This window comes from Cellulomonas sp. WB94 (genome assembly GCF_003115775.1).
Lineage (GTDB): Bacteria > Actinomycetota > Actinomycetes > Actinomycetales > Cellulomonadaceae > Cellulomonas_A.
Genome location: NZ_QEES01000004.1, coordinates 93,285 through 104,835, shown reverse-complemented (window position 1 = coordinate 104,835; position 11,551 = coordinate 93,285). Strand labels below are relative to the sequence as shown.

The window sequence follows — 11,551 nt, the reverse complement described above, 5'->3', positions numbered from 1 at the left end:
CATGCCCGCCGAACCTGCTGCCCGGCTCGACCTGGCGCGCGACCTCGGTCTCCCGACCGGCACGCGTGCCACGTTCGTGCAGTTCTCCTCGACGTTCTGCGCGCCGTGCCGCACCACGCGGCGCGTGCTCGAGCGCGTCGCCACGACCTCCGAGGGTGTGGTGCACGTCGAGGTCGACATCGCCGACCACCTCGCGCTCGGAGAGCGGCTCGGGATCACCGCGACTCCGACGGTGCTCGTCCTGGATGCCGAGGGCGTCGACCGCGTCAGGGCCGCCGGCGTCCCGACGCTCGCGCAGGCGCGCGCGGCACTGGCGGCGCTCAGCGGGCGGTGACCCGCAGCACGCGGAAGCCCTTCGAGGTCGAGACGCGCTCGACGTCGGCGCGGTCTCCGAGCTGCTCGGCGATCCATCGCTGGAGAGAGTCGGCGCCGAGGTTCTTGCCGACGACCAGGTGCGCGCTCGCGCCGACGGCGAGGCGGGGGAGCCAGTGCAGCAGGAGCTCGTGCAGCGACTCCTTGCCCACCCGGATCGGCGGGTTCGACCACAACGCGGCGAACCGCACGTCGTCCGGGACCTCGTCCGGCCGCGCCGCGACGACGTTCGCGCAGCCGAGCCGCTCGGCGTTGCGGCGGACGAGGTCGAGAGCCCGCTCGTTGACGTCGACCGCCCAGACCCGAGCGTCAGGCGAGGCGAGCGCGAGGCTCAGCGCGAGGGGACCCCAGCCGCAGCCGAGGTCCAGGAGGTCGCCGGTCGCGGGCGGCGCGGGCACGGCGCGGAGCAGCACATCGGTCCCGAGGTCGACGTGGCCCGGGGAGAACACGCCGCCGGCCGTCTCGACGTCGACGTCGCGTCCGGCGAGGTGGACCTTGACCTCGCGGCGCTCGTCGGGCGAGGCGGGTTCCGCCGTGAAGTAGTGGTCGTTCGTGGTCACGTCCGCGACCCTATCCGCCTCCGGCCGACGCGCGATGCGTGCGCTTGCAGCGAATACCTTGCGGGTTCGCGCGTCCGGCGTGTCAGGCTTGAGGCAGCGCCGCGGTCGTCCGTGGCACGTCCGACGGTTCGGATGGCGGCGCACGAGGGTCGGTCGACCCTGGCAGGACGGATGAGCAGGACGAATGAGAGGCACCGCGTGAACGACCCGCAGCACCCCAGCACGCACGAGGGCACAGCCGACGAGGTCGTCGCGCCACGCAGTGCGCAGGAGGTCGCGGACGACGTCGTGGCACGTGTGCTCGCGAGGGCGGGCACCACGGTGCACGACGGCGGCACGGACCGCTCGTCGTACGACGGCGACCAGCTCGAGCTCGAGGAGCGCGCCTCGCTCCGCCGCATCGTGGGCCTGTCGACCGAGCTCGAGGACGTCACCGAGGTCGAGTACCGCCAGCTTCGGCTGGAGAAGGTCGTGCTCGTCGGCCTGTGGGGGGCGGGCACCGCGCAGGATGCGGAGAACTCCCTGCGTGAGCTTGCGGCCCTCGCGGAGACCGCCGGCTCGCTCGTTCTCGACGCCCTGCTGCAGCGGCGACGCACTCCCGACCCGAGCACCTACCTCGGCTCCGGCAAGGCCGCCGAGCTCGCGACCATGGTCGCCGCCGTGGGCGCGGACACCGTGATCGTCGACGGCGACCTCGCACCCTCGCAACGGCGCGCGCTCGAGGACGTCGTGCGCGTCAAAGTGGTCGACCGCACCGCGTTGATCCTCGACATCTTCGCCCAGCACGCCAAGTCCCGGGAGGGCAAGGCGCAGGTCGAGCTCGCGCAGCTCCAGTACCTGCTCCCGCGCCTGCGCGGGTGGGGCGACTCGATGTCCCGCCAGGCCGGCGGGCAGGTCGGTGGAGCGGCAGCCGGCATGGGATCGCGTGGACCCGGTGAGACCAAGATCGAGCTCGACCGGCGTCGCATCCGCGACCGTATGGCCAAGCTGCGCCGCGAGATCGCCGCGATGGAGCCCGCCCGGGTCACCAAGCGCGCGTCCCGCAAGCGCAACGCGATCCCCTCGGTCGCGATCGCCGGCTACACCAACGCCGGCAAGTCCTCGCTGCTGAACCGGCTGACGGGGGCGGGCGTGCTGGTCGAGAACGCGCTGTTCGCGACGCTCGACCCGACGGTGCGTCGCGCCGAGGCCGCCGACGGGCGCATCTACACCCTCACCGACACCGTCGGGTTCGTCCGGTCGCTGCCGCACCAGCTCGTCGAGGCCTTCCGCTCGACGCTCGAGGAGGTCGCGGACGCCGACCTGGTGATCCACGTCGTCGACGTCTCGCACCCCGACCCCGAGGGGCAGATCGCCGCCGTCCGGCACGTGTTCGCGGACATCCCGGGGGCCATGGACGTCCCCGAGGTGATCGTGCTCAACAAGGCGGACCTCGCGGACCCCGCGGCGATCGCCCGGCTCCGCTCGCGCGAACCCGGCGCGATCGTCGTCTCGGCCCGGACGGGTGAGGGCATCGACGAGCTCCAGGCGCTCATCGCCGACCAGCTGCCGCGACCCGGGGTCAGCGTCGATGTCGTCATCCCCTACGACCGGGGCGACCTCGTCAGCCGCGTGCACCTCCACGGCGAGATCGAGGCCGAGGAGCACACGGCCGCGGGGACCGCGCTGCGCGGACGTGTCGACGCCAACCTCGCCGCCGAGCTCGCGTCCGCGGCGGTGCGACCGGCGTGAGATCCCGGCGTGGCCGTGGGCCCGCACGGTGAGTGCTGCCGTCGGGGCGGTCCGCGGGCGCGGCTAGGCTGACGCGGTGCCCGACCCCGCCGCCTCTGTCGACGAGCTGCTCGACCTCGCGGTCGCCGCGCTCGGCGGGGCTCGACGGGACGGTCAGCACGAGATGGCCCGGGCCGTCGCCGGGGCGATCGAGAAGGGTGAGCACCTGCTCGTCCAGGCCGGGACCGGCACCGGGAAGTCGCTCGGCTACCTCGTGCCCGCGGTGCGGCACGCGGTGCTGAACGACGAGCGGGTGGTCGTCTCGACGGCGACCCTGGCGCTGCAGCGCCAGGTGGTCACGCGTGACCTGCCGCTCGTCGCGCAGGCGCTCGCGCCCCGGCTCCCACGGATGCCCGACATCGCGCTGCTCAAGGGCTGGCACAACTACCTCTGCGTGCACAAGGTCGCCGGCGGCTACCCGCAGGACGAGCCGGGCACGCTCTTCGACCTGGGCGACCACGCCGGCGCCGCGGAGCACCCCGCGCCCGAGCCGGTGGTCGGCAAGGGAGCCCGTGGCAGGCGCGGCTCCGACGAGAGCCTCGGCGACCAGGTCGTCCGCCTGCGCGAGTGGGCCGCCGAGACCGACACCGGCGACCGCGACGACCTCGTGCCCGGCGTGAGCGAGCGCGCGTGGCGCCAGGTCTCGGTCACCGCGATGGAGTGTCTCGGCCCGAAGTGCCCGATGATCGCCGACTGCTTCCCTGAGCGCGCGCGCACCCACTCGCGGGAGGCCGACGTCGTCGTGACGAACCACGCGATGCTCGGGATCGCCGCGTCGGGGTCGCCCGGTGTCCTGCCCGAGCACAAGGTCGTCATCGTCGACGAGGCGCACGAGCTGACGGACCGGGTCACCGCGCAGGCGACCGCCGAGCTGTCGATCGCCACCGTCGAGCACGCCGCCCGCCTCGCGCGCCGCCACGGGGGCATCCCCACCACCGATCTCGACACCGCCGGCGCCGTCCTGGGTGCCGTCCTCGCCGCGCTGCCCGAGGGCAGGTTCCCGACGGGGTTGCCCTCCGACGCGCGCGCTGCGGTCGGCGCCGTACGCGACGCGGCCCGAGGACTGCTGACGGCGCTCAAGCCCGGCGGGACGTCAGCATCGAACGGCGCGGGATCGGTCGAGGGCGGCCTGAAGATGGCGGTCTCGGCCATGCTGCTGCTGTTCGAGACGGCCGAGCGCATGGCCGCCGACCCGGAGCAGAACCGGCAGAGCGTGCTGTGGTGCGAACGCGGTGACGGGAGCAGCCGGGGCCCGACGATGACCCGGCTCCTCGCCGCGCCGCTCGCCGTCAACGGACTGATCCGCACGAACCTGCTCGCGGGCCGGTCCGGCATCCTCACGTCGGCCACGCTGGCCCTCGGCGGGTCGTTCGCTCCGATCGCGCGCTCCGTCGGTCTGGACGCTCGGGCGGATGCCGAGGCGCAGGGTCCCGTGCAGCTGGCTCCGGCTGCCACGGCCGTCCCTGGGTCGGATGCCCCCGCTGCTGCGATCGGCGACGTGCAGCCGTGGCACGGGCTCGACGTGGGCAGTCCCTTCGACTATCCCCGGCAAGGGATCCTCTACATCGCGCGGCACCTACCCCCGCCGGGTCGTGAGCCGGCAACCGAGGCGCAGTTCGACGAGATCGCGGAACTCATCACGGCCGCGGGCGGCCGCACGCTCGGGCTGTTCTCGTCCCGGCGGGCGTCGGACGCCGTGGCCCAGGCGATGCGTGACCGGCTCGACCTGCCGGTCCTGGCGCAGGGAGACGACCAGCTGCCGACGCTGGTGCGCGAGTTCGCCGCCGACGAGTCGACGTGCCTGTTCGGGACGCTCTCGTTGTGGCAGGGCGTCGACGTGCCCGGTGCGGCCTGCCGTCTCGTGATCATCGACCGCATCCCCTTCCCGCGGCCCGACGACCCGGTGCGCTCCGCGCGTTCGGAGGCGGTGGCTGCCGCGGGCGGCAACGGCTTCATGTCGGTCTCGGCGACCCATGCCGCCCTCATGCTCGCGCAGGGTGCCGGTCGGCTCATCCGGACCACCGAGGACCGCGGGGTCGTCGCTGTGCTCGACCCGCGGCTCGCCACGGCGCGGTACGGCGAGTTCCTCGCGCGGTCGCTCCCCGACTTCTGGCGGACGACGGACCGCGAGGTCGCCCTCGCTGCGCTGCGCCGTCTCGCCACGTCCGGTTAGCCTGACCCGACCGACGTTGCCTCTCGAACCCTGCCCCACCGACCTTGCCTGACCGACCTGCCCGACGCCTGGCCTGATCCGGGTGCGGCACCGCGACAAGGAGCACCCCATGAGCGAGAACGTCGACAGCGACGAGCTGGGCCTGCCGGGAACCACGGCCGGCCTGCACCGCCGGACCAAGCTCGCGATCGTGGGTGCAGGCGCGGTGGGTTCGACCATCGCGTACGCGGCGCTGATGCGCGGAGCAGCGCGCACCGTGGCGCTCTACGACATCAACACGGCCAAGGTCGAGGCCGAGGCGCTGGACCTCGGGCACGGCGTGCAGTTCATGCCGATGGCCGAGGTGGTCGGCTCGGACGACATGGCCGTGTGTGCTGACGCCGACGTCGTCGTGATCACCGCGGGCGCGAAGCAGAAGCCCGGGCAGACGCGCATCGACCTCGCCGAGGCGACGATCTCCCTGATCTCGACGATGCTCCCGCCGCTCGTGGAGGTCGCGCCCCACGCGGTCTACCTGATGGTCACCAACCCCGTGGACATCGTCACGTACGCCGCGCTGAAGATCTCGGGGCTGCCGCCCGCCCAGCTCTTCGGCTCGGGCACAGTCCTCGACTCGTCCCGGTTGCGCTACCTCATCGCGCAGCACACCGGCGTCGCGGTGCAGAACGTGCACGCGTACGTCGCGGGGGAGCACGGCGACACCGAGCTGCCCCTGTGGAGCTCGGCGACGATCGGGGCGGTCCCGCTGCTCGACTGGCACGGCATCAGGGGACGGGGGCAGCTCACCGCGGAGGCGCGGGACCAGATCGCCCATGAGGTGGTCGAGTCGGCCTACCGGATCATCGCCGGCAAGGGCGCGACCAACTATGCGGTCGCCCTCGCGAGCTCGCGCATCATCGAGGCGGTCATCAACGACGAGCAGCGCATCCTGCCGATCTCCTCGCTCCTCGACAGCTACTACGGCATCAGCGACGTGTGCCTGTCCGTCCCCACCCTCGTCGGTCGGGACGGGGCGGGGGAGCGGCTCCAGGTGCCGATGTCCGCCGAGGAGCTCGCGGGGCTGCGGCGGTCTGCCGAGTCGCTCACTGCTGTTGCGCGGCGCCTCGGGTTCTGACCGGGCGTACCCAGACCGGGCACGTCCGGCTTGGACGGACCTCGGTACTCGGGTCCGCCTGGGAGCTCAGTCTGGGCTCAGTGCTCGCGGAGCGCGGAGATGAGCTCGCTCTTGCGCATTCGCGAACGGCCGGCGATACCGACCTCGGCCGCCTTGCGTCGCAGCTCGGTCACGGTCCAGTCGTCGTAGTCGCCCGACCTGCCGCCCTTGCGACCGACCGCACTGCGTGAGGTGCGAGCGGCCGCGTTCGCGATGCGCGCGGACTTCTCCTTGCTGTTCCCGTCCTCGCGCAGCGCCTCGTACAGCCGAGCGTCCTTGACGCTGGGGCCCGGATCTCGAAGTCGTCCTGGCATGTCTCGCTCCTTCCGTCGTGGCGCCACCGTGGGTCGTGCCGCCGGCGGGTGACGCCACCGTTCAGCGTCGCTCAGCTCGATCGGCGCCGCACCTCGACGGGCTCAGGTGGCGCTGGACCTCACAGGCTCCGCAGCACGGTGACGACGCGACCGAGGAGCTGGGCCTCGTCGCCCGGGATCGGGGCGTACGCCGGGTTGTGCGGCATGAGCCAGACATGACCGTCGATCCGCTTGAACGTCTTGACCGTCGCGTCGCCGTCGATCATCGCGGCGACGATCTCGCCGTTCTCAGCGACCGGCTGACGCCGGACGACCACCCAGTCGCCGTCACAGATCGCCGCGTCGACCATCGAGTCGCCGACGACCTTGAGCAGGAACAGGTCGCCGTCGCCGACGAGCTGCCGGGGGAGCGGGAACACGTCCTCGACGGCCTGCTCGGCGAGGATCGGTCCACCCGCGGCGATACGCCCGACGACGGGCACGTAGGAGGGCGTCGGCTTGCCGTCGCGCTGGGCGGCATCCTCGTCGCCGAAGCCGAACGCGCCTGACGGTGACCACTGCTGCACGCTGCGCGAGTCGTCGGCCTGCACGACCTCGATGGCACGTGGGCGGTTCGGGTCGCGCCGGAGGTACCCCTTGCGCTCGAGCGTCGTGAGCTGGTGCTTGACGCTCGAGGGGCTCGTCAGCCCGACGGCCTCGCCGATCTCGCGCATGCTCGGCGGGTAGCCGCGCGACTCGACCGAGGACCGGATCGTCTCGAGGACCATGCGTTGGCGCGTGGTGAGCCCGTCGGCGTCAGGCGGGCTGTCGGGCAGGGCATGCACGGACGCGAGCCCGGCCTCGTCGACGTGCGCGGTCGTCCCGTTCTCCGGACCATGGCCGGTCCCGCGGTCTCTCGCCACCGTCGACTCCTCGCTTCTGCGTGCCTCGTGTCGCGCGTCTGTGCGCCCTGGTCGTACGCCCCGGTCGACCCCCGAACGCCCCACACGGACTGCGTGTCAGTGGCTCGTGGTGACCTTGTCCTGCGTCGCCAGCCTAGGTCAGCGACGCGACCGGATCAAACACCTGTTCGAGCGTGTCTCGACGCCGGCGGGTGGCTCGTGGTAGACATCGTACAAGCGTTCGACGTACACACGTTCGAACTTGCGGAATCGGAAGGCGGCACTCATGAGCGCGATGGCGATGGACAACCTCGACCTCGGCAGCGCGCTGCGGTGGCCGTCGGGCGCGCGCATCCCTGCAGCTCGCCGGGTCCGCGGTGGCGCACCGGCCACTGCTGCGCGCGCAGGCCACACCGGCGAACTGCGCCTGACGCGGCGAGGGCGGTGGGTCCTCGCGGTTGTCGCGTCGGCCGTCGCCGTCGGCACGGGGATCGTCGGTGGTCAGGCCGTTGCGGCTGGTCCCACGCAGGCGCTCGAGGTCGTCGGGTACACCGTGCAGCCGGGTGACACGTTGTGGCGCATCGCGGCAGACGTCGCGGTCCCCGGGGAGGACGTGCGCGACGTCATCGTCGAGCTCCAGGACCTCAACGGTCTGCCGCGAGCGGAGCTGACCGCGGGGCAGCACCTGGTGCTGCCGGCGCACCGCTGACCCGCAGCGGTCGCCCCCGCATGATGGTCAACGTCGTGCGGTGTTTGCTGTTCGCACGCGCAAGGCTTACTTTCGTCGCAGGAGTCGGGTCGGTTCGCTGATGTGCCCGACGATCGTGAACCGGTCGCCGTCCGGCACCCGCCGGGTGCCGTTCGCACCTGGCGAGGAGGAGTCCGTGCACTGTCCCTTCTGTCGACACGCTGATTCACGCGTCGTCGACTCTCGGACATCGGACGACGGATCGTCGATCCGTCGTCGGCGTCAGTGCCCCGCCTGCAACCGACGGTTCACCACGGTGGAGACCGCCAGCCTGTCGGTCGTGAAGCGCTCGGGCGCGACCGAGCCGTTCAGCCGCGAAAAGATCGTCAACGGCGTCCGCAAGGCATGCCAGGGACGTCCGGTGAGCGAGGACGACCTGGCCCTCCTCGCTCAGCGCGTCGAGGAGACGATCCGCTCGAGCGGCAGCGCCGAGCTTGACGCCTACGAGATCGGACTGACGATCCTCGGGCCGCTTCGTGAGCTCGACGAGGTCGCCTACCTTCGATTTGCGAGCGTCTACCAGGCCTTCAGCTCGCTCGAGGACTTCGAGGCGGCCATCACCGTGCTGCGCGCCGAGCACGAGGTCGCTGCGGCGGAGGCGGGCGCGGGCGACCGCGACACGACGAGCGACGCAGTGACCTCGACGGACGGCAGCTGAGTCGAACCGACTCCGGCTGCGAGTCTGACGGCTTGCGAGTCAGAAGGCTGAGCGTCAGACGGCTGAGCTGGTCAGCACCTGCTCGCGGACGACCCGGCGCATGACCTTGCCGATCTGCGATCGAGGCAGGTCGGGCACGATGACGAGCTGTCGCGGCAACGCGTAGCGGGCGACGCGGCTCTCGCACCACGCGCGCACGGCGGCGAGATCGAGCCCGGCGGATCCCTCGTCCAGGACGACCGCGGCCACGACCGTCTCGCCCATGTCACCGTGGGGCACGCCGACGACTGCGACGTCAGCGACGCCGGGCATCGCGCGCAGCTGGTCCTCGACCTGAGACGGGTACACCTTGTAGCCGCCGGTCACGATCATCTCCTTGATCCTGTCCACCAGGGTCACGAAGCCGGAGTCGTCCATGGTCACGACGTCGCCGGTGCGGAGCCAGCCGCCGGGAAGCAGCTGGTCGGCGGTGTCCTCGGGCCGGTTCCAGTAACCCTGGAAGACCTGCGGGCCACGGATGAGCAGCTCACCGCGCTCGCCCACGGGCGCGTCCTTGGACGGGTCGTCCTGGTCGACGATGCGGATGTCGGTGCTGGGCCAGGGCAGGCCGAGCGAGCCCGGGCGGCGGTCGGCCGAGCACGGGTTGCCCAGCGCGATCGGCGAGGTCTCGGTCATGCCGTAGCCCTCGATGAGCAGACCGCCGGTGAGTCGCTCCCAGCGGTCGGCCGCTTCCTTGGAGATCGGCATGGCACCCGCGAAGGCGATCCGGATCGAGCTGAGGTCGGCGTGGCGCTCCTCGGCGAGGCGCGCCAGGCGGTCGAACATCGGAGCGACGCCGGGCATGAACGTGGCGGGCCGTCGTCGCTGCGCCTTGAGGATCGCCTCAGGGTCGAACTTGCCGAAGGCGATGAGCGTGGCGCCCATGTGGGCCGCGTAGAGCAGGCAGAGGGTGAGTCCGAACGCGTGGAAGAACGGCAGCGCCCCGAAGGTCGTCTCCTCGCCGTCGCGGAGCTGGGCCCAGGCGTTGCTCTGGAGCACGTTGGCGACGAGCGACCGGTGGGTGACGACGGCGCCCTTGGGGGTGCCGGTCGTGCCGCCGGTGTACTGGATGAGAGCGATGTCGTCGGCGACGGCCTGGGGATGGTTCGGTGGCAGCGGCGTGGCGCGCGCGACGACACGACGCCAGTCGAGGGCCGTCGGCCCCGGGTCGCCGCGCAGCTCGGAGCGCAGCGTGCGCGCCTTGGCGACCGGGAGGGAGAGCGCGAAGCGCTTGATCGCCGGGAGGTCGCGCGTGAGGTCGACGGCGAGCACCGTGCGGACGGCGGTGCGTGCCTGCACCTCGACGACGCGGGCCGCGGTCGGTTCCCAGCAGATCGCGACGACGGCGCCGGAGTCCGCGAGCTGGTGCTCGAGCTCGGCGGCTGCGTACGTGGGGTTGTGCTCCACCACGACGGCGCCCAGTCGCAGGATGGCCCAGAATGCGACGACGTGCGTGTGGCAGTTCGGCAGGGCGATCGCGACCCGGTCGCCCGCTCGGACTCCGAGACCGTGCAGGGCACCAGCGGCGCGCTCGATCTCGCGTGCGAGCTCTCGGTAGGTCGTCGTCCTGCCCTCGAACACGAGGGCGACCCGATCAGGGTGACGCTCCACGGTGCGGCTGAGCCCGGCGGTCAGGGGTTCGTCGGGCACCTCGATCACGGCGGGCACGCCGTCGGCGTAGGAGGCGAGCCAGGGCCGGTCGGACGTCAGAGTCACGGCTCAAGCCTAACCTACGGGCCCGTAAGTTACTGCACAGTAGGTCGGGTGAGATCGCCCGCGACGGCTACAGCTCGCTCGACCGGGGGCCCCAGAGGTTGACGCCCGCATCGACGGCATGGCGCTCGATCGCGGCGAGCTCGTCGGGGGTGATCGGGGGCCCGCTGATCGCGCGCAGGCTGTCCTCGAGCTGCGCTGTCGTCCGCGGTCCCAGGACGACTGACGTGACCCGCGGGTCACGCAGGACCCACGCGATCGCGAGCTGCGCGAGGCTCTGCCCGCGTCCGGCAGCCACCTCGGCGAGCCCCCGGACGTGTGCGAGGTTGTCGGCGCTGAGGTACTCCGGACGCAGCGGTCCACCACGCGCGGCGCGCGAGTCCGGCGGCACCCCGTCGAGGTAGCGGCCCGTGAGCATGCCCTGGGCGAGCGGCGAGAACGCCACGACGCCGAGCCCCACGTCGGCGGCGACGTCGAGCAGCGATCGTCCGTCGGCGGCGGCGTCGGGGTGCTCGACCCAGCGGTTCAGCATCGAGTACGACGGCTGGTGGAGGGTGAGCTCGAGGCCCATCGACTGCGCGAGCTCGGCCGCCTGCGCCGTGCGCACGGCCGAGTACGACGACACCCCGACGTAGCGTGCGCGCCCCGAGTCCAGCGCCGTCGTCAGCGCGCCGAGCGTCTCCTCGAGAGGCGTCTTCGGGTCGTAGCGGTGGCTGTAGAACACGTCGACGTGGTCGAGCCCCAACCGGGCGAGCGAGCGGTCGAGGGAGGCGAGCAGGTACTTGCGCGAGCCGTGCTCGCCGTACGGGCCGGGCCACGCGCGGTACCCGGCCTTGGTGGCGATCACGAGCTCGTCCCGGTAGGGGGCCAGATCGCGCGCAAGGAGCCGCCCGACGCTCTCCTCAGCGGCACCCGCCGGGGGGCCGTAGTTGTTGGCGAGGTCGAGGTGCGTGATCCCGAGGTCGATCGCGCGCAGCACGAGCTCGCGCTGCTCGGCGAAGGGTCGCGCCGCTCCGAAGTTCTGCCACAGGCCCAGCGTGGCCACCCCGAGCGCGAGCCCGGACCGTCCTGCACGACGGGTCGGGAGCCGGGCGTGGCGCTGCGGGTCGGCGACGTGCATCACACGACCGTACGCTGGGCATGCGGCGCGGTGGACAACCCCGCGCAGCG

The 11,551-nt window shown here is 72.3% G+C and carries 11 protein-coding genes; 6 read left to right on the top strand and 5 right to left on the bottom strand.

The genetic code is table 11. The features are described 5' to 3' along the window. The first annotated feature begins 1 nt into the window (after nt 1). A complete protein-coding gene (locus DDP54_RS15120; RefSeq protein ID WP_109132825.1) occupies nt 2-334 on the top strand; it encodes a thioredoxin family protein in 333 nt (110 codons plus the stop codon). Here DDP54_RS15120 and DDP54_RS15115 read toward each other — a convergent pair. Continuing rightward, nucleotides 321-932, bottom strand: a complete 612-nt coding sequence (locus DDP54_RS15115) for a methyltransferase (RefSeq protein WP_109132824.1) — start codon at nt 930-932, stop codon at nt 321-323. The genes DDP54_RS15120 and DDP54_RS15115 overlap by 14 nt on opposite strands. Before the next feature lie 198 nt (nt 933-1,130). Between DDP54_RS15115 and hflX the strand changes: the two genes are divergently transcribed. The 3 genes from hflX (at nt 1,131) to DDP54_RS15100 (ending at nt 5,989) form a co-directional block, all read left to right on the top strand. Further along, nucleotides 1,131-2,663 (top strand): GTPase HflX, encoded by a 1,533-nt coding sequence (gene hflX, locus DDP54_RS15110; protein ID WP_242448514.1) that lies wholly within the window; start codon nt 1,131-1,133, stop codon nt 2,661-2,663. Nucleotides 2,664-2,739: 76 nt separating this feature from the next. Continuing rightward, entirely contained in the window at nt 2,740-4,875 is a 2,136-nt protein-coding gene (locus DDP54_RS15105; RefSeq protein ID WP_242448513.1) for an ATP-dependent DNA helicase, read from the top strand. 109 nt (nt 4,876-4,984) lie between these two features. Next, nucleotides 4,985-5,989, top strand: coding sequence for an L-lactate dehydrogenase (locus DDP54_RS15100; RefSeq protein ID WP_109132823.1), 1,005 nt, complete (start codon nt 4,985-4,987; stop codon nt 5,987-5,989). 77 nt (nt 5,990-6,066) lie between these two features. On the opposite strand, the gene DDP54_RS15095 is transcribed toward DDP54_RS15100, so the two are convergent. Beyond that, nucleotides 6,067-6,342, bottom strand: coding sequence for a Rho termination factor N-terminal domain-containing protein (locus DDP54_RS15095; protein ID WP_109132822.1), 276 nt, complete (start codon nt 6,340-6,342; stop codon nt 6,067-6,069). Between the two features lie 119 nt (nt 6,343-6,461). Further along, nucleotides 6,462-7,166, bottom strand: coding sequence for a transcriptional repressor LexA (lexA, locus tag DDP54_RS15090; protein ID WP_242448521.1), 705 nt, complete (start codon nt 7,164-7,166; stop codon nt 6,462-6,464). Between the two features lie 343 nt (nt 7,167-7,509). On the opposite strand from lexA, the gene DDP54_RS15085 reads away from it, so the two are divergent. Both DDP54_RS15085 and nrdR read left to right on the top strand, forming a co-directional pair. Further along, complete coding sequence (locus tag DDP54_RS15085; RefSeq protein ID WP_242448512.1) at nt 7,510-7,932, top strand: LysM peptidoglycan-binding domain-containing protein; 423 nt, start codon at nt 7,510-7,512, stop codon at nt 7,930-7,932. Between the two features lie 175 nt (nt 7,933-8,107). Next, on the top strand, nt 8,108-8,629 hold the full coding sequence (gene nrdR / locus DDP54_RS15080; protein WP_109132879.1) for a transcriptional regulator NrdR: 522 nt from the start codon (nt 8,108-8,110) through the stop codon (nt 8,627-8,629). Between the two features lie 54 nt (nt 8,630-8,683). Here the strand turns inward: nrdR and DDP54_RS15075 are convergent, their stop codons facing one another. Both DDP54_RS15075 and DDP54_RS15070 read right to left on the bottom strand, forming a co-directional pair. Beyond that, nucleotides 8,684-10,384 (bottom strand): AMP-binding protein, encoded by a 1,701-nt coding sequence (locus DDP54_RS15075; protein ID WP_109132820.1) that lies wholly within the window; start codon nt 10,382-10,384, stop codon nt 8,684-8,686. 67 nt (nt 10,385-10,451) lie between these two features. After that, nucleotides 10,452-11,501 carry an aldo/keto reductase gene (locus tag DDP54_RS15070; RefSeq protein ID WP_109132819.1) on the bottom strand — a complete coding sequence of 350 codons (1,050 nt, stop codon included), beginning with the start codon at nt 11,499-11,501 and terminating at the stop codon, nt 10,452-10,454. Between the last annotated feature and the right edge of the window lie 50 nt (nt 11,502-11,551).

Bases quoted from the DNA above. Each gene is read 5' to 3' on its own strand.
- DDP54_RS15085 (WP_242448512.1), top strand. From the start codon at position 7,510: ATGAGCGCGATGGCGATGGACAACCTCGACCTCGGCAGCGCGCTGCGG.
- DDP54_RS15100 (WP_109132823.1), top strand. From the start codon at position 4,985: ATGAGCGAGAACGTCGACAGCGACGAGCTGGGCCTGCCGGGAACCACG.
- DDP54_RS15120 (WP_109132825.1), top strand. From the start codon at position 2: ATGCCCGCCGAACCTGCTGCCCGGCTCGACCTGGCGCGCGACCTCGGT.
- DDP54_RS15095 (WP_109132822.1), bottom strand. From the start codon at position 6,342: ATGCCAGGACGACTTCGAGATCCGGGCCCCAGCGTCAAGGACGCTCGG.
- DDP54_RS15070 (WP_109132819.1), bottom strand. From the start codon at position 11,501: ATGCACGTCGCCGACCCGCAGCGCCACGCCCGGCTCCCGACCCGTCGT.